Here is an 18,064-nt window from a genome sequence, read left to right as displayed (position 1 = left end):
GCTTATCCGTTAAATTACTTTTAAAATAATTTTTCCGATATTTTGGTTGTCCTCCATATGTTTATGTGCGGATTGGATTTGATCAAATGGAAATACAGAATCAACAATTGGACGAAGTTTGTTGGTATGAAATAACTCCATGGTTTCAGCTGAAAATTCGGATGTTAATGCTGTCTTATACTTGTCGCTCCTAGGAGTAAGTAGCGTTCCCGTTAATTGGATTCTTTTTACCATCATATCCATTAGACTAACTTTTTCTATTTCCGCACCACCTAAAATCCCTATCAATACCCATCGACCATCTACTTTAATACTGGCAAGATTCTTATTCCAATATGATGCACCAACGAAATCAAGAATTAAATCAACACCTTGATTTTTAGTTGCATTCATTACCTCCTTATCAAAATCCTGTTCTTTATAGTTTATACAAACATCTGCACCTATTGACTGACAAAAATCTAATTTCTTTGTAGATCCTGCTGTAGTAATCACATTTGCCTGTCCGATTAGTTTGGCAAGCTGGATGGCAGCTGTTCCAACGCCACTCCCACCAGCATGAATCAACACACTTTCATTTGCACGTAATCGACCTATCCAAAACAACGTTTGATAAGCAGTTAAAAATACTTCGGGAATAGCAGCAGCTTCTTCAAATGAAAGGTTTTCCGGGATAACCATTGCTCTCTCATCCGGCATCACGACGTATTCCGCGTAACCACCTCCATTTACAAGTCCCATAACACGCGTACCAATTCGCGTTTTAGCACCTGGACCTATTTCTTCAACAGTTCCTGCGACTTCGACACCTAAGATGGGATTGTCCAAATATCCTGAACTACTTTCCCTACTAACGATATCTGTTCGGTTAACGGCTGCAGCATGTACTTTGATTACTATTTCTCCCTCCTTTGGGATTGGTTTTGCGTGCTCTACAATCTGTAATTGTTCTGCACCGCCTGGTTGTTTAACTGTGATTGCTTTCATGTAGCGTCCTCCTTTTATTAGCTTTTTAGCCATACATCCTTTTCTGTATATTAAGTGTATCATTTTGAATAGATTTTTTGTTTTTTAGAAGGTGAAGTATAGGTGCCATATATTAAAATGAGTAATTATAAAATTTTGAACAATGTTATTAGTTGACTTGTGTTCAAATTTGGGCGATGTTAGAATTATTTTATAAATATTTAAATTAATTAGATAATTAAATAAATCCCAAATTCGGTAGAGGCTTATTTTAGGTTTTAGGTGGGGGAGGAAGGTGAAAAAAGTAGAGCACAATTAAAGAATAGAATGGATATAAAAAAGGAGGAATATATATGTTAAAAGAAATTTCAAGTAGAGCAGAAAAAATGAGAGAGGAATTACTAGAATTCATGGAGGAGAATGTGTATCCAGCGGAAAAGGAAGTAGAGGAATATCTAGAAAAAGCGGAAAACCGCTGGACCATCCCACCAATTATTGAAGAATTGAAACAAAAAGCAAAAAGTCAAGGACTTTGGAATTTATTCTATGCAGATGATAAACATGGGAAAGGACTAACCAATTATGAATATGCCCATCTTTGCGAAATCATGGGTAAATCCCTAATTGCTCCGGAAATTTTCAATTGTAATGCACCTGATACAGGAAATATGGAAGTGTTAATTAAATATGGAAATGAAGAACAAAAACAAAGGTGGCTTACCCCTTTATTGGAAGGAGAAATACGCTCTATTTTCTCCATGACCGAGCCTAACGTTGCTTCATCCGATGCGACGAATATTCAAACGGAGATTGTTCGTGATGGGGATGAATATGTCATTAACGGAATGAAATGGTGGTCAACTGGTGCCATTGATCCAAGGTGCAAAATTGCAATTGTAATGGGTAAAACAGATCCGACTGCAGAAACGTATAGGCAACAATCGATGATTTTAGTACCAATGGACACTCCTGGTGTGGAAGTGAGGCGTCCATTAAAAGTATTCGGATATGATCACGCTCCATCAGGTCATGCGGAAGTACATTATAATAATGTCCGCGTCCCTGTATCTAATCTTTTATTAGGAGAGGGTCGAGGCTTTGAAATAGCACAAGGCCGTTTAGGACCTGGAAGAATCCACCATGCGATGCGTGGGATTGGTCAAGCTGAGCGTGCCTTAGATTTACTTATTGACCGAGCTGAGGAAAGAGAAGCATTTGATACGAAGTTAATCGATAAGGATGTTCTTCGCGCGCAAATTGCAGAAAGTAGAGTTGAAATTGAACAAGCAAGGTTATTAACTTTGAGTACCGCTCATAAGATTGACGAGCATGGCGCAAAAGCTGCTCGTAAGGATATTGCAATGATTAAGATTGCCGTTCCACGTGTGGCACTTAATGTTATAGACCGGGCCATTGAAGTACATGGTGGTGGCGGGGTATCTCAAGACTTCCCACTAGCGGAACATTATGCACATGCAAGAACACTACGTATCGTGGATGGTCCTGATCAAGTTCATATTCGAGATGTTGCGAAGTTAGAGATTCGCGAAAGAAGAAAAAATAGAGAAGTAGTAAATGTAAAGTGAGGGGTTCATTTGCAGGCTTGGGAGATTACTAAACTTGGAGAGCCAAGGGAAGCATTAAAGGTTCAAAATCTTTCTCAAAAGGAAATATTAGAAAAGCATGTAAGGATAAAAGTAGATGCGTTTTCTATGAACTTCTTTGACATTCTACAATGTCGTGGTGAATATCAAGAAAAGCCCGAACTTCCTTTTACACCAGGTGCTGAAGTATCTGGGGTAATTACAGAAGTCGGTTGGAATGCAAACTTCCGTAAAGGTCAAAGAGTATTGGCTACACCACTTTTACCAAATGGCGGATATGCGGAAGAAGTAGTCGTCGATGAAAAAAACGTATACAGAATTCCGGAAACCATGTCATCTGATGATGCTGCGGCAATCTATATTACGTATCAAAGTGCTCTATATGGGTTGAAATATCGAGGGACTATTCAAAGCGGTGAAACGGTACTCGTCCATGCGGCCTCTGGTGGAATTGGCTCTGCAGCTGTACAACTGGCAAAAGCATTTGGTGCCACCGTTATTGCAACTGCTGGTAGTAAAGATAAATTACAGAAATGTACGGAAATTGGAGCAGATTTTACGATAAATTATCGTGAAGAAGATTTTGTGCCTATAGTGAAGGAAATTACCAATGGAAAAGGGGCAGATATAATTTTCGACCCTGTCGGAGGAGATACCTTCCAAAAATCAAGGAAATGTATCGCATTCGATGGGAGATTACTCGTTATCGGTTTTGCCGGTGGGAAGATTCCAGAAGCTCCAGCGAATCATGTGCTCATTAAAAACTATTCCATTGTTGGTGTACATTTCGGATATTTCAAAAGTTTATTCCCTGAAAAAGTACAGGAATTACATGAAGAATTAATGGATTTATATGTACAGGGTAATGTCAAACCATTAATCTATAAAAAATATAGGTTTGAAGAAGTGATAGAAGGTCTAGAAGCGTTAGAAAGTAGATTAACGTATGGGAAGTTAATAGTTCAATTGTAAGGAGGGTAGTTAGTCGGTGAGAGAACTTGTTCAAATGAAGGTTCACTTTATTCGGGTGGTGAGTAACTTTTCTTGTGAATAGTCCCTTAACCGCTGGAATAAAATGACTTATAGCAGTTGTCATATCGGAAACTTTCTAACATACATATTTAACTATGTAAAGTGGTGGATCAATATAAAGTGAATCTTTAATTAGTGAGGTATTACTGCGCCCTAGCCTGCGATAAAACTATTTTATTATTAAAATAGTAGTCAATTAAAATAAGACAGGAGGTTGAGTAATTTTATATATTTGTTAGTTAGATGGTAGAAAAACACACTAAAACGAAATTAAAAATAGGATTAATGTTTAATTGATTATTCGTTTCAAATCAGGGTTTTAAATTATTTTTATGAAAAGGGGTATGGAGCATGCGTAACTACTTAAAACATTTTATTAATGGGGAATGGGTGGAATCCACTGGTTCAAAGACACTTGATGTAATCAACCCGGCTACAGAGGAAGTGATTGGTCAAATTAGTGATGGAACAAAAGAAGATTTAGATAAAGCTGTTGCAGCTGCCCGCACAGCATTTCCTTCCTTTTCTCAGACAACAAAAGAAGAGCGTATTCACCTATTGAATCGGATTGCGGATGAATATGAGAAGCGTAAAAGTGATATTGTTGAAGTGATTACACAAGAATTGGGTGCTCCAATTTCAATAAGTGAAAATACGCACTACGTCTTGGGATTAGCTCATTTCCGACAAGCAGCAAAAGAGCTGGAAAGCTTTGAATTCACCGAAAGACGCGGGAATACGGTAGTTCGTAAAGAACCAATTGGTGTAAGTGGACTAATTACCCCATGGAACTTCCCAACGAACCAACCATCCACGAAGCTTGCAAGTGCTTTTGCTGCTGGAAGTACGGTGGTATTAAAGCCGTCAGAACTTACACCATTTGCAGCCATCATTCTTGCTGAGATTTTTCAGGCTGCTGGTTTACCAAAAGGTGTTTTTAACCTTGTGAATGGAACAGGTGAAGTAGTTGGAAATGGTATCAGTTCTCACCCTGATATTGACTTTGTGTCCTTTACCGGTTCTGGACCTGTTGGGCAAAAGGTAAGCAAAAATGCAGCAGAAAATATAAAAAAAGTGGCTCTTGAACTTGGAGGGAAATCCCCACTTATTATACTTGATGACTTCGATATGAAAAAAGCAGCAAAAATTGCAGTTGCTAATGTTGTTTTAAACTCTGGTCAAGTGTGTTCAGCAGCAACACGGACAATTGTTCCAAAATCAAAAATGAATGAATTCACTGAAGCTGTCATGGAAGTCTTACCTAATTTTCCTTATGGTAATCCACAGGATGCTACAACATTCTTTGGACCACTCGTATCTGAGAAACAATATAATCGTGTACAAGGGTATATAGAGAAAGGAATAGAAGAGGGTGCAACGCTTCTGACTGGCGGTACTGGAAAACCAGAAGGATTGGAAAAAGGATACTTTGTAAAACCAACCGTGTTTACAAATGTGAAAAATGATATGGTTATTGCCCAAGAAGAAATCTTTGGGCCGGTGATGTCAATTCTAACTTATGAAGACCTCGATGAAGCGATTGAAATTGCCAATGATACGGTTTATGGATTAGCTGGATATATTGTTGGCGAAGACAAAGAAAAAGTACAGAAAGTTGCATCCTCTATTCGTGCTGGTCTTATAAATGTTAATGGGGCTTCCTTTGATTTCGCTGCTTCATTTGGAGGTTATAAACAATCTGGAATCGGTCGTGAGTGGGGGGTATTCGGTATAGAAGAATACCTGGAAATTAAATCAGTAGTTGGTATGCCTTCATAAAAATTGAAACCATTTGAATGGGCTGCTAAAAGTTAGTGATAACTTTTTTAAAAGCGTTCGAACGATTGGAAACCGTTCGAACGCTGCTTTTTATGTGGACATACTTTAATCCTAATGGCTTAAAATATATAATGACTATTTATTCCCCTTTGGACTAGAAGATGTTTATTTTTAAAATCCTTGCTACTGCACCGAATTAGTACTACTATTATTAAAATATCGGAAAAAGCATTGTACATTCTGTAAAATATAGTTTTAAGGAGGTAGTAAAAATTGAGTATTCATTTTGAAGTAATAAGAACCATGCCTGTATCAAAAGAAAAGGCATATCGCGCCCTACTTGACCTTGATACTGCGAAGAATTGGATGCAAGGCTTAGTACGGATGGAACGTCTAGATGAGGGGCCGATGGAAGTGGGAAGCGAGTGGAAGGAAACAAGAAAAGTGTTTGGAAAAGAAGCTTCGGAACACTTTGAGGTCGTTGAACTGAATGAACCTGATAAAATTGTACTTCGATGTGATGGAACAAAAGGGACAACAGGTCAAGGAGAATATGTGTATACGTACTTAATCACTTCGTCAGGTAATCATACAGAAGTTACTTTAAAAGGCGAGATAAAGGGGCTTACAGGCTTGGCAAAAGTATTCGGAAAAATGATGGCAGGGACTTTTAAGAAAGCTTGCGCCAAAGATTTAGATGCTTTAAAGAATTATTTAGAGAATAATATGTAACTCTATCCCTGCGTAATGAGGGAGAAAAGAGATTGATCTTAAGCGATGGCTAGGAATATAACCACATGGAAAGCTTATTAAAAAATCCGAACTTACTCGAATTCTAATAGAAGAATTTATTTCATTGAAGTGTCTTCAATCAATGGGGGGTTCTTTTAGCTCTCACTGAATCAAAGGCTGAAGACGCAACGTCCGTTATAACCCCTCCTGAGACATACGTTTTCTAGGCCCGAACAAATCGGGTTTTATTTTTACCATGGAAGAAAATCATTGGTTCTATTACTTAAAAAAGTATAAATCATACTTTTACTTGTTACAATCAATCATCCACTATAAACACTATCACACGTTCCAACTGCAGGTTCATAAAAACAATGCTGTTTAAATTGCCCTGTAAAAGGCTGGTCGTACCATGTTGGAGGACATGGCGCATATGGGTTAAAGTACCAAAGGGCATATTTTGCAGGGTTGTCCTCCAATATTCCAAATTCTTTCTAGCTAACCTTCGTTCCGATTCTTTTGCTCTTTGGTAAAACATATTTCCTTTCTGAACAGCTTCAAAAGAGTAATTACCTCCCTGTACATGAAAAATGACTTGTTCAATAGTTCTTAGATCATTAAAGTCCGTACAGTTCGCCACAGCATGATTTACAATAACATTTCCGACATATAGCATTCCTTGTTTGCCTTCACCATCAGCTTCCGCTCTCATCATTCTAGCCATTAAATTGATATCTGCATTCCGGTAAGCTACTCTTGCCATTTTTCCACCTCCAAGATATGGTATGAAAATATTGGACTATTGATTTTTATTAATCATTGGTTACAGAGAATGTAGATAGCAATGGCTTACTCTCTTTGTATTCTATAAATTTAGTATTGTATAAGTATTCTTTTTCATATATAATGATTGATATTCATGCAGAAAAATGTATAAATTTGCAAGTTGAATTTTCACTAAATTGGTGTTACATGGTAATAGCCAAAATAATGAACAACGAAAAAGGAGTAATTATCACATGGAAAAAACAGAAGGTTACGAATGGCAGCATATGGTGGAATCCATTGGAAACTTCTTGGCACCAAGTATGGCGAAGGATCATCCAAACCTACCCGTTGTAAAGGCAGAAGGCTGTTATTATTATGGTGCGGATGGCAAAAAATATTTAGATTTCACTTCGGGAATCGCCGTGGAAAATGTTGGACATCGACATCCAAAAGTCGTAGAAGCAATTAAGGACAGTGCGGATCATTTGGTTCATGGTCCATCCGGCGTGATTATCTATGAATCTATTTTAAAACTAGCAGCAGAATTACAGGAAATTCTACCATCTGGTCTAGATAACTTTTTCTTTGCAAATAGTGGAACGGAAGCAATTGAAGGTTGTATTAAATTAGCGAAACATGTGACCAAGCGTCCATATGTCGTTTCGTTTACAGGTAATTTTCATGGAAGATCTATTGGTGCACTAAGTGTTTCCACTTCCAAGAGTAAATACAGGAAATATCAACAACCCTCTTGGTTAACCTATCAATTACCATATGCATTCCCAGAATATGTACCAGAGGGGGAAAATCCAGAGGCATTTTTCCCAGAGAAACTGGAACAGGATGTGAAGTCATTATTTCAACATCAAGTGGATCCGGAAGAAGTGGCATGTATGATTTTAGAACCCGTGATGGGAGAAGGTGGATATATCATCCCACCAAAATCATGGATGAAAAAAGTACGTGAAATCTGTGATCGCTATGGAATTTTGCTTATCTTCGATGAAGTGCAAACAGGTTTTGGACGTACGGGAGAATGGTTTGCGGCTCAAACGTTTGGAGTTACTCCGGATATCATGGCAATTGCTAAAGGGATTGCGGCTGGACTTCCATTAAGCGCGACGGTTGCATCGAAGGAGCTCATGCAAAAATGGCCACTTGGTTCACACGGCACAACATTTGGAGGGAATCCAATCGCTTGTGCGGCAGCCCGTGCATCGTTATCCGTGATAAAAGAGGAACAGTTATTGGATAATACAAAGGCAATGGGTAAATATGCATTTTCCAAATTACTAGATTTGAAGAATAAGTATGATGTCATTAAAGACGTACGTGGTGTTGGATTAATGCTTGGTATCGAACTTCAACATGTTGAAACCGGAGAACCGGATGGAGATGCTGTAATGGATGTGTTAAATAGTTGCTTGGAAAAAGGGGTTCTCTACTATCTATGTGGAAATTCAGGTGAAGTTATCCGAATGCTACCTCCATTAACAGTTACAAAGGAACAAATTGATCAAGGCATCCAATTACTAGATGAAGCACTAGGAGAATTATAAAGGATTTAGCGATAGGAGATAACTTTTCCCCTATCGCCTCATAAATAATGGAGGTTTTACCATTGAATGAAAGTCTGAAACAAATGGAAGAGATAGAAGAACAAGAAGTGTATGATTCGTTAAATCGAAAAGGACTTATGAAATTTATAATACCGTCACTATTCGGAATCTTCATTTTTCTATTCCCGATTTTTGATGGCAACACATTTAATATCCCATTAGGAATTATTACGGAATATTTAATTGAAGCACTGTCCGCCTTTCTTCCAGCAATCGTAACAACGATTATTGTCGTTTCAACGATAATGAGTGTCATCTCGGCTTTATTTAAGCCCGCATTTATTCAGAAAAGTGAGATTTTGACATCTTTATTTGATGTATCTTACTTCTGGACTGTTACACGAATTCTGGGAAGTATTTTTGCAGTGATGACGTTTATTGGTTCGGGTTGGTCGTTTATTTATTCTGACGTCACCGGGCAGGTTATGTTTGATTTATTGACAACCTTAATTGTTTGGTTTTTCGTAGCATCTTTTTTAATGCCTTATTTAATCAATTTCGGTATTATGGAGTTTTTCGGAACATTGCTACGAAGAGTTATTAAACCACTATTTACGTTACCAGGACGTTCCGCGATTGATTTACTAGCTTCGTGGATAGGAAATGTTAATGTTGGTGTGGTCATTACGAGAGAGCAATATGAAACTGGTTTTTATACAGGACGAGAAGCTGCAGCAATTGCTACCTGTTTCTCAACAGTATCGCTACCGTTTTGCTTAGTTATCGCAGGAATGCTTGACGTAGACCATATGTTTCCATTATTTTATTTAGCTATTGTCATTGCGGGTGTCGTAAGTGCCGTCATTGTTCCAAGAATTCCGCCGATTTCTAAGTTACCTGACACCTATTATTCTAACAATACTTATCAGGAGGATGTGCCTGAAAATGTATCTAAATTTCGCTGGGCACTAGAACAAGCGGTAAATCGTGCAAAAAATGCCGGAACGTTTAAGAATCAAGTGAAACAGGGAAATGACATTTTCCTCGGAATTGCATTTGTATTACTGCCACAAGTTATGGCTATAGGTACGGTTGCTTTATTGATTGCTGAGTTTACACCGTTTTTCCAAATGATATCGAAACCAATTATCCCAATTCTAGAACTCATGCAGCTTCCTGAAGCAGCTGAAGCAGCCCCAGCAACAATTGTTGGATTTATTGACATGTTCCTACCAGCTGTATTAGCGTCTGGAATAGAAGCTGAGATTACTAGATTTGTGATTGGTGCATTATCACTCGTACAAATTATATACTTAACAGAAATGGGTACCCTTTTACTAATTTCTAAAATTCCAATTAAACTATGGCACTTACTTCTCATCTTTCTTGAGCGTACAGCAATATCTCTACCAATTATAGTGTTGATTGCTCATATGATTTACTAATGGTATGAGGGGATAGTCCACTGTCCAATAATTGAGAGGATGTACTTCATGTATATAGAACAATTAAAGAATAAATTAGGTTCAGAGAAAGTTAGTCTAGAAGAAAAAGATCTGAAACAGCATAGTCATGATGAGTCACCACATGAAGCGATAGACCCTGATGTTGTTTGTTTTCCAGAAAATCGCCAGGATATTAAAACCATTCTGGAAATTGCTAGAACATACAAGGTACCGGTAACTCCTTATGGAATAGGTAGTGGACTGGAAGGTGCAGCCATTCCAGTCCATCATGGTATTTCCATAAATTTTAATAAAATGAATCAGATCATCGATTTTTCCCCTGAAGATATGACCGTTACGGTGCAACCTGGCATCACTCGAGTTCAGTTAAACCAATTTTTGAAAGAATACGGTCTAATGTTTCCGATTGACCCCAATATAGATGCATCGATTGGTGGGATGGTAGCAACCAATGCTAGCGGAACAACTGGGCTTCGTTACGGTGCAATGAAAGATCAGATACTTGATTTAGAAATCGTTTTATCCGATGGAACCGTCATACATACAGGGACAAAGGCGAAAAAGTCTTCCTCAGGATATTTATTTACGAATCTTTTTGTTGGCTCGGAAGGAACATTAGGGATTTTTACAGAAATTACCATGAAGCTTTACGGAATCCCAGAAGAAACGGTGATGGCTAGATGTACCTTAGATACGTTGGAAGTCTGTGCAAAGGCTTCCCAAATCATATCTCTAAAAGGGATACCCATTTTACGCTTGGAATTAATGGACAAAGAAAGTATCGTAGAAATGAACCGACAAAATGACTATCATTTTCCTGAAAAACATTCCCTATTTTTGGAATTTGCTGGTACGAAAAATGCGATTATACATGATGTAGAACTTGTAAAAAAACTACTTCATGAACTCGGTTGTGAAGATTGGGTGGTATCTAGAGATCCATCAGAGCAGCAAGAAATTTGGCGAGCGCGCAAAGAGCTTTCTTTGGCATTTGTTCAGGAAGAAGGAATGGATGAAGTTGGTGCCGATGTGTGTGTTCCAATTTCTAGGCTCCCAGAACTATTAACCTATGCACGCCAGCTCATTCAAGAAACAGGTCTAAGGGGTGGCGTCTGGGGGCATGTTGGTGATGGGAATTTTCATACCCTTGTTCTTTTTGATACAAGAATCAAAGGTGAGAAAGAACTTGCCGAATCAACCAATGAAGCACTTGCTAAACGAGCCATAGAAGTTGGTGGAACATGTACAGGAGAACACGGGGTTGGTCTGGGGAAAATCAAATACCAGGAAATAGAACACGGACCAGCAGTTAGAATAATGAAGGGGATAAAACAACTTTTAGACCCGACTGGTATTTTAAATCCTGGGAAGATATTTTAAACGATAAAAGAAGTGATTTTCCTAAACTGTGTTTATAGTGTAGGGCAATTACTTCTTTTTTTGTAAACACAAATCGTCTCGAGTTTTTACTAGGAATTAATAGAGTTTTTCTAATTAAACGAAGTATTATTATAATTATTTATTTACAAAAACTCCTCTTTATACTAAAATAATGTCAACTATAATCGAAAGGTGGTTGACAATGGAAATTCAAAAGCTTACTTATGTTTCATTATTTGCAGCACTAATGGGGGTACTTGGACTGTTACCTGCGATTCCATTAGGGTTTACCCCTGTACCCATTACAACGCAAACACTAGGGGTTATTCTTGCTGGAAGTGTGCTTGGCGCCCGGATAGGTCCCAAATATGCTGCGTATAGTCAAATGCTATTTCTATTATTAGTAGCAGCAGGTTTGCCATTATTATCCGGTGGACGTGGTGGTCTAGGAGTGTTTTTATCACCGTCTGGAGGCTATTTAATTAGCTATATTGCTGGTGCGTATGTCATTGGTTATCTATGTTACAACATGAAAGAAGCGAATCTGTTTAAGTTGCTTCTGGCCAATGTAGTAGGTGGGATGGCAGTAGTTTATTTGTTTGGAATCCCATTTCAGGCAATGATGATGAATATATCCATTTGGGAAGCATTTATCGTCAACCTTGCATTTTTGCCTGGTGATTTTACAAAAGTGATGATTGGTTCCCTGCTAGCGATTAAACTTCAAAAAGCAATCCCACTTTTAAAGGAGGAGGTCAAAGCTGCATGAAGGTGACGAGTACTTATGCAAAACATAAACACTTCCATCCAGAAAGGTTGGCAATAGTAACTGCTGACGAAAGTCTTACATATCGAGAATGGTACATTTTAGTACATCGAACAGCTACTGCCTTTTTAAAGCAGCCGGAAAAGAAAAAGAGAGTTGCTATTTTTCTGCCGAATGATGCTTTATTCTTACAACTATTTGCTGGTGCCAATGAAGCCGGATGGGCGGTTATTGTTGGAGATATGAGGTGGAAACAAGCAGAAATAATCGATCGAATGGAGCAGACCTCTCCTGATATAATTATCGCTGATCAAAAGATGAGAATGGACTTTCGGGATATCTCTTATCCTGTTCTTTTTTCAGATGAATTGGATAGTTGGATAACGGAGGAGGCCATGGAGATAAAAAAAACAAAGGGAGATGTGCCATTTTATATGGGCTTTACTTCGGGATCTACAGGAACTCCGAAAGCCTTTGTACGATCCCATGCATCTTGGATTGAATCCTTTCCATGTAATGAGGTTGACCTTGGCTTGAATCGGGATGAGCATGTGTTGATTCCAGGATCTTTTGTCAGCTCCACATTTGTGTATGGTGCATTGAGCACACTTTTTTATGGTGGAACCATCTATTTACTAAAGAAATTTTCTGCTAGAAAAGTCTTGGAATATATAGAGGAATATCCAATATCTGTTGTGTATGTGGTACCAACAATGATTCAGGCGTTAATAAGCGAAGGATCCGCAAGTGAAAAGCAAGTGACGTTTATTTCTACTGGGGCTAAACTTTTGCCAAGTGTTAAGGAAACCTTTCGAAAACGATTTTCAAACGCATTGATTCACGAATTTTATGGTTCTTCAGAGCTTAGTTATATTTCTTTTCTTAAGAATGATGACAACCCAAACTATGATTCATCTGTTGGTAGACCCTTTCACAATGTTGAGATTTTGATTCGGAAGGAAGATGGATCGGAAGCAAAAATAGGTGAAGAAGGGACGTTATATGTAAAAAGCAGGATGGTGTTTGACGGTTATATTAATAACCAGCTTGAAACGAACAAGGTGAAAATGGGCGAATGGGCAACGGTTCATGATATCGCAAAAATAGATGAAAACGGTTATATTTATATTCTTGGCCGAAAAAATGACATGATTTTATATGGTGCCTACAACATTTACCCTCAGGAAATAGAGCATGTAATGAGTAGTTTTGGTGGGGTGGAAGAGGTTGCTGTTGTAGGAATTCCCGATAAATACTGGGGAGAAAAGGTGGCTGTTTTTGTAAAAGGAGATGTCTCTTTGCGTTCCTTAAAATCTTATTGTCTTCAACATTTGTCAACGTATAAGATTCCTAGAATTTGGAGAAAGCTGGATTTCTTCCCAAAAACTACGGGAGGAAAAATTTCTAGGCAACAATTGAAAGAAATGGTCCAGGTAGGAAGTGTTCTATGAAGAAAGCAGTAATTGTAAATGCGAAGCGAACGGTGATTGGAAAGAAGAATGGTATGTTAAGAGATTATCCACCAGAAAAGCTAGCATCCTATGTCATTCGTAATCTCGTAAAAGATATAGATGAACCGGTTGATGATATTGTATTCGGAAATGCGGTTGGTCCTGGCGGGAATATTGCAAGGCTTTCTGCTTTAGAAAGTGGTCAACCTTATCAAACACCAGGGATAACGATTGACAGACAATGTGGTTCAGGATTAGAAGCAATCCGGCTTGCTTGTCATCTCATCCAAGGTGGTGCGGGTGATATCTTTATTGCCGGTGGGGTAGAAAGTACTAGTACGTCACCATTTAAGTGTCGTGCGCGTTTCTCCCCAGAACATATTGGTGATCCAGATATGGGGATTGCAGCAGAAAACGTTGCCGAAAAATATGGAATTACTCGTGAAATGCAGGATGAATTTGCGCGCTTAAGCTATATGAGAGCTTATGCATCTTTAAGCAAAGGCTATTTTTCTGATGAGTTGGTGCAAATAGAAGGCATTCCAATGAGAGATGAAGGATTAAAACCCAATTTGAATTATGAACGTATGTTGAAACGGGTACCTCCATCTTTTAAGAAGAATGGAACCGTGACGGCGGGGAATTCATGTGGGATTAATGATGGAGCAGCAGCAGTGTTAGTCATGTCGGAGGAAAAGGCGAGAGAGTTAAACGTAAAACCGGTTCTTCGTTTTGTTGATAGCACGGTGATTGGAACAGACCCAAATTTTCCTGCTACCGGACCAATTCCAGCTGTTTCTAACATTTTGGCTAAAAATAACCTTTCCGTGGAGGATATCGATCTAATCGAGATAAATGAAGCTTTTGCTGTGAAGGTTGCACTATTTTCCCGTACCTTTTCCATTTCGTATGACAAAATAAATCCAGAAGGTGGTGCGATTGCATTGGGACATCCATATGGTGCTTCCGGTGCCATTCTTGTGACGCGATTGTTTCATGAAGTGAAGAGATATTTTCCTGACCTTATGCTGTCTGCGATAGGTATTGGGGGCGGGCTAGGTATAGCTATATTATGGGAGAGGATTTCATGAAGTCAGAAAGTGTAGCAGTGACACTCACGCAGGAGATATTGGATCATTATGAAAACATTTTTGGGAAACAGAAATCTCTACCACTGTCCTTTCCTATGCTATTTTACCAGTTTATTAAGGTGCCATGGGAATATGGAGGAGCTCCCATTCATCGAAAGCAAAAATGTTATCGGAAAAAAGACCTCAAGGTTGGGGAAACCTATTATTGTGAAGTGGAACTTGTTAGAAAAGTAGGAAGAGATAAACATACGTTTTATACGCAAAGTCTAGTTGGATATGATGAAATAGGGGAGGTGTGTTTTCGATGTGTGTCCGAGTTGATCGTACAGTTAGACTAACAGAGGAGATAGTGAGGAAATACGCATTCTTATCAGGCGATGATAACCCGATTCATCAGGATTCACAAGAAGCACAAAAATATATGTTTCAGAGACCAATTGCACATGGCATGCTTGTAATGGGATTCGGAGCGGAGCTTGTTACAGCACTGGCTGGGGAGCATTGTTCTGTTTCGGAGTATGAAATGAATTTCCTGAGACCTGTTTTTGTCAATGATTCGGTTCAGTTGATTGCGGAAGATAGAAACGATTCCAATTGGATTGAAATTAGAGGAATAGCCAATGGAGAAAAAGTGGTAAAAGGGAGGGCGAGATACAGGAGGAAGTTACGGTTATTGTAAAGCTGTTATTTCAAATTATAACGTGACGATAATAATTTGATTGAATAGTACCATAAAAAAATAAGATATAAAAAAGTGATTTCATGGCAAGTACATAGCAAATCTTTCTAAAATAGAAAGCAAACATTAAGCATTCCCATTGACGGCATTTCTTAATCATGTCAGAATAATTTTAAGATGCAAACTTAAAATAGGTATTTTATAAGGAAAGTGATGGGAAAAAATGCTTTATATTTGGAATATTGAACGGATTGTAAAAGCAACATTAAAGGAACTTAACTTTGACATTAACTATGAGTCTAACAATGATTTAACTGTCCCCATGAGTTATAATGTATCAACTAAGACGATAAAATTTAATTATCTTAAAGTAAATGGTTATATTGGTGAATTATTTAAACTAAAAGAGTCGGATGAAAACATAGTTAAACTAATCCTTTATCGTGTACTTGGTTATTATTTGGATTTTAAGAAAAACAAACGTGATTTAAAGATATTAAAGTATGGCGAAGATGATGAAATAGAGGAGCTTCAACTGGAAATAGAAGCAAATGCTTGGGAATACGGAAGGACATTAGTACCTGAATCATTAGTACAGTCCTATGATAAAATACGTGAATTCGAAAAGATGCGTAAAAAGGGAGTTATGAGCTAATAAGGTAAAAGTAAATTTACGTATGGTCCTATTATACTCTCCATTCTAATAAGCGACTTTTCGAAATGTTTAAAATATAAGTGTGAATTAATACTCACTACTACTACACTGATACGCATTAATGAAGATTAGAGTTAAAAGTCTAACATAAAGTGAATTTTCAATCAGTGGGGGTTTTCTAACCGTTAACCTTCGATAACTTTAGTCGCCCAAACAATAATTGATAGAACGCAAGGATACCATTTTTCTTTATCGCGAGGTTGATATGGTAAAGTCCTTAATATCAGTAGAAATGCTGATAAGAAAATAGCAAATATCAAAAACAACAACCCACTATGTAAGCTATTAACAACACCAATTTAAGCTGCAATAGTAATTGTGACTTTGGTAGGATTTTTATTTTTGTGGATAACTATACTATTTACAAATATGGGTTATTTAAGGTATTATACTAGAGTAGCTATTACAATCGCTTAATCTAAATGAAGAGCGGGGGACCCAATTAATTACGGACATATCCGTGTGGGTGAATCCTTTAATAGGAGGGGCTTCTCATTTCTCTTAGTCCTAACCCGAAAGCTAACCTCGCAAGCGTTAAGAGGAAGCAAAGTGAGATATCTAGATTGAAAGATTACACAACGGATAGGTCCGACGTGTATCTTTTTTAATTATTAAACATTTTATCAGAATCATCTTGTTTCCCTTGCCTATGCATATTCTTTATAAATTCAACAAGAAGGTAGGGTACGTATGAGAAGAAAATTCAAATTAAGTTTAGCAAGTCAAATTTTAATCGGTCTTATATTGGGTATTGTTGTCGGTGGAATTTTTTATGGAAATGAAACAGCCCAAAATGTTTTACAACCATTTGGTGATTTATTTATTCGATTAATTAAATTAATTGTAGTTCCCATTGTTTTATCGAGTATTATTGTTGCCATTGCAGGTGTGGGCGATATCAAGTCAGTTGGTAAGCTGGGGGTTAAATCCTTAACTTATTTTATCGGTATGACATTGGTTGCGATTGCAATCGGTTTAATTTCAGCTAATATCTTCCAGCCTGGTACAGGATTAAATATGGACGAGTTACAGCAAAGTGACATTTCAAGTTATGTTAATTCATCAGAAGAGCAAGAAGGTAAATCCATAGCGGATACAATTCTTCACATTGTTCCGACCAACCCGATTCAGGCGATGGTTGAAGGGGATATGCTAGCTATTATTTTCTTTGCTGTCGTATTCGGTATAGGGATTGCGGCGATTGGTGATAAAGGGAAACCTGTTCTAAAATTCTTCGAAGGTATGGCTCATGCAATGTTCTACGTAACCAACTTATTTATGAAATATGCACCAATCGGTGTCTTCGCATTAATTGGAGTAACTATTTCTAAATATGGCTTTGAGTCACTCATCCCTTTAGGAAAGTTAGCTATAACGGTTTATGGAACAATGATTTTCTTTGTAATCGTCATATTAGGGATCATGGCCAAAATAGTTGGATTTAATATCTTTAAATTAATAAAGATGATTAAGGAAGAATTACTATTGGCATTCTCCACTTCTAGTTCAGAAACCGTACTTCCAAGGATTATGGATAAAATGGAAAAAGCGGGTAGCCCAAAACATATTGTGAGTTTTGTTATTCCAACAGGTTATTCTTTTAATTTAGATGGCTCTGTTTTATATCAAGCGATTGCTGCTTTATTTGTAGCACAAATGTACGGTATTGAGCTAAGCATTGGGCAACAAATTACGCTAATGTTACTCCTTATGGTTACCTCAAAAGGAATGGCAGGAGTACCGGGGGTATCATTTGTCGTACTTTTAGCTACGTTCAGCACAATTGGTTTACCAGCTGCAGGCTTAGCATTTATTGCAGGAATCGACCGTATACTTGATATGGGGCGTACGGCAGTTAACGTTGTTGGTAACTCCTTAGCGTCTATTGTGGTAGCTAAATGGGAGGGACAATTTAATTCCCCTGTTGAAGAAGTGCAACAAGCATCATAAAAATAAGCTATTTCGATGAAACACTCTCAAATGTTGGAAAGCCAATGTTCGGGAGTGTTTTTTTGGAAATAGCATCTCATTTTTTGGATGACGTTATCTCGAACCTTGATAATCACAATACCCCCT

General features: G+C 37.9%; 15 protein-coding genes, 1 pseudogene and 1 riboswitch. Of the genes and pseudogenes, 14 read left to right on the top strand and 2 right to left on the bottom strand.

The genetic code is table 11. The annotated features are described in order from the left end of the window. Positions 1-9: 9 nt before the first annotated feature. Positions 10-987 (bottom strand): NAD(P)H-quinone oxidoreductase, encoded by a 978-nt coding sequence (locus CAO17_RS07880; protein WP_085992284.1) that lies wholly within the window; start codon positions 985-987, stop codon positions 10-12. Between the two features lie 332 nt (positions 988-1,319). Between CAO17_RS07880 and CAO17_RS07875 the strand changes: the two genes are divergently transcribed. The 4 genes from CAO17_RS07875 (at position 1,320) to CAO17_RS07860 (ending at position 6,113) form a co-directional block, all read left to right on the top strand. Beyond that, complete coding sequence (locus tag CAO17_RS07875) at positions 1,320-2,552, top strand: acyl-CoA dehydrogenase family protein (protein WP_085992283.1); 1,233 nt, start codon at positions 1,320-1,322, stop codon at positions 2,550-2,552. Between the two features lie 9 nt (positions 2,553-2,561). Further along, the gene (locus tag CAO17_RS07870) at positions 2,562-3,542 is read left to right on the top strand and encodes an NADPH:quinone oxidoreductase family protein (RefSeq protein ID WP_085992282.1); all 981 of its coding nucleotides are present in this window, start codon (positions 2,562-2,564) and stop codon (positions 3,540-3,542) included. Positions 3,543-3,953: 411 nt separating this feature from the next. Continuing rightward, a complete protein-coding gene (locus CAO17_RS07865; RefSeq protein ID WP_085992281.1) occupies positions 3,954-5,381 on the top strand; it encodes an aldehyde dehydrogenase family protein in 1,428 nt (475 codons plus the stop codon). Between the two features lie 273 nt (positions 5,382-5,654). After that, positions 5,655-6,113: an SRPBCC family protein gene (locus CAO17_RS07860; protein ID WP_085992280.1), complete on the top strand. Its 459-nt coding sequence runs from the start codon at positions 5,655-5,657 to the stop codon at positions 6,111-6,113. A 323-nt stretch (positions 6,114-6,436) separates the two neighbouring features. Here CAO17_RS07860 and CAO17_RS07855 read toward each other — a convergent pair. After that, positions 6,437-6,876 (bottom strand): annotated as a pseudogene (locus tag CAO17_RS07855) (cell wall hydrolase). 256 nt (positions 6,877-7,132) lie between these two features. Between CAO17_RS07855 and CAO17_RS07850 the strand changes: the two are divergent. The 10 genes from CAO17_RS07850 to CAO17_RS07805 all read left to right on the top strand — a co-directional run bounded on the left by CAO17_RS07850 (position 7,133) and on the right by CAO17_RS07805 (position 17,938). After that, the gene (locus tag CAO17_RS07850) at positions 7,133-8,440 is read left to right on the top strand and encodes an aspartate aminotransferase family protein (RefSeq protein WP_085992279.1); all 1,308 of its coding nucleotides are present in this window, start codon (positions 7,133-7,135) and stop codon (positions 8,438-8,440) included. 62 nt (positions 8,441-8,502) lie between these two features. Beyond that, positions 8,503-9,885, top strand: coding sequence for a YjiH family protein (locus tag CAO17_RS07845; protein WP_342744194.1), 1,383 nt, complete (start codon positions 8,503-8,505; stop codon positions 9,883-9,885). A gap of 48 nt (positions 9,886-9,933) precedes the next feature. Then, positions 9,934-11,286, top strand: coding sequence for an FAD-binding oxidoreductase (locus CAO17_RS07840; RefSeq protein ID WP_085992278.1), 1,353 nt, complete (start codon positions 9,934-9,936; stop codon positions 11,284-11,286). 202 nt (positions 11,287-11,488) lie between these two features. Then, positions 11,489-12,055, top strand: a complete 567-nt coding sequence (locus CAO17_RS07835) for a biotin transporter BioY (RefSeq protein ID WP_085992277.1) — start codon at positions 11,489-11,491, stop codon at positions 12,053-12,055. Beyond that, a complete protein-coding gene (locus tag CAO17_RS07830) occupies positions 12,052-13,503 on the top strand; it encodes an AMP-binding protein (protein ID WP_085992276.1) in 1,452 nt (483 codons plus the stop codon). Before CAO17_RS07835 ends, CAO17_RS07830 begins: the two co-directional genes overlap by 4 nt. Further along, on the top strand, positions 13,500-14,594 hold the full coding sequence (locus CAO17_RS07825) for an acetyl-CoA C-acyltransferase (protein ID WP_085992275.1): 1,095 nt from the start codon (positions 13,500-13,502) through the stop codon (positions 14,592-14,594). The genes CAO17_RS07830 and CAO17_RS07825 overlap by 4 nt, the downstream gene beginning before the upstream one ends. Further along, a complete protein-coding gene (locus tag CAO17_RS07820) occupies positions 14,591-14,932 on the top strand; it encodes a hypothetical protein (protein WP_085992274.1) in 342 nt (113 codons plus the stop codon). The genes CAO17_RS07825 and CAO17_RS07820 overlap by 4 nt, the downstream gene beginning before the upstream one ends. Continuing rightward, on the top strand, positions 14,899-15,273 hold the full coding sequence (locus tag CAO17_RS07815; RefSeq protein WP_085992273.1) for a MaoC/PaaZ C-terminal domain-containing protein: 375 nt from the start codon (positions 14,899-14,901) through the stop codon (positions 15,271-15,273). Before CAO17_RS07820 ends, CAO17_RS07815 begins: the two co-directional genes overlap by 34 nt. A gap of 223 nt (positions 15,274-15,496) precedes the next feature. Continuing rightward, positions 15,497-15,928 (top strand): hypothetical protein, encoded by a 432-nt coding sequence (locus CAO17_RS07810; protein ID WP_085992272.1) that lies wholly within the window; start codon positions 15,497-15,499, stop codon positions 15,926-15,928. Positions 15,929-16,388: 460 nt separating this feature from the next. Continuing rightward, positions 16,389-16,537, top strand: a riboswitch (cyclic di-AMP (ydaO/yuaA leader). Between the two features lie 141 nt (positions 16,538-16,678). After that, entirely contained in the window at positions 16,679-17,938 is a 1,260-nt protein-coding gene (locus tag CAO17_RS07805) for a cation:dicarboxylate symporter family transporter (RefSeq protein WP_085992271.1), read from the top strand. The last annotated feature ends 126 nt before the right edge of the window (positions 17,939-18,064 follow it).

Origin of the sequence: Oceanobacillus senegalensis, assembly GCF_900176885.1 — a bacterium.
GTDB lineage: Bacteria > Bacillota > Bacilli > Bacillales > Amphibacillaceae > Oceanobacillus > Oceanobacillus senegalensis.
This window is presented reverse-complemented; position numbering and strand designations above follow the sequence as displayed.

Bases quoted from the DNA above. Each gene is read 5' to 3' on its own strand.
- CAO17_RS07820 (WP_085992274.1), top strand. From the start codon at position 14,591: ATGAAGTCAGAAAGTGTAGCAGTGACACTCACGCAGGAGATATTGGAT.
- CAO17_RS07865 (WP_085992281.1), top strand. From the start codon at position 3,954: ATGCGTAACTACTTAAAACATTTTATTAATGGGGAATGGGTGGAATCC.
- CAO17_RS07850 (WP_085992279.1), top strand. From the start codon at position 7,133: ATGGAAAAAACAGAAGGTTACGAATGGCAGCATATGGTGGAATCCATT.
- CAO17_RS07815 (WP_085992273.1), top strand. From the start codon at position 14,899: ATGTGTGTCCGAGTTGATCGTACAGTTAGACTAACAGAGGAGATAGTG.
- CAO17_RS07825 (WP_085992275.1), top strand. From the start codon at position 13,500: ATGAAGAAAGCAGTAATTGTAAATGCGAAGCGAACGGTGATTGGAAAG.
- CAO17_RS07810 (WP_085992272.1), top strand. From the start codon at position 15,497: ATGCTTTATATTTGGAATATTGAACGGATTGTAAAAGCAACATTAAAG.
- CAO17_RS07835 (WP_085992277.1), top strand. From the start codon at position 11,489: ATGGAAATTCAAAAGCTTACTTATGTTTCATTATTTGCAGCACTAATG.
- CAO17_RS07805 (WP_085992271.1), top strand. From the start codon at position 16,679: ATGAGAAGAAAATTCAAATTAAGTTTAGCAAGTCAAATTTTAATCGGT.
- CAO17_RS07880 (WP_085992284.1), bottom strand. From the start codon at position 987: ATGAAAGCAATCACAGTTAAACAACCAGGCGGTGCAGAACAATTACAG.
- CAO17_RS07830 (WP_085992276.1), top strand. From the start codon at position 12,052: ATGAAGGTGACGAGTACTTATGCAAAACATAAACACTTCCATCCAGAA.
- CAO17_RS07875 (WP_085992283.1), top strand. From the start codon at position 1,320: ATGTTAAAAGAAATTTCAAGTAGAGCAGAAAAAATGAGAGAGGAATTA.
- CAO17_RS07840 (WP_085992278.1), top strand. From the start codon at position 9,934: ATGTATATAGAACAATTAAAGAATAAATTAGGTTCAGAGAAAGTTAGT.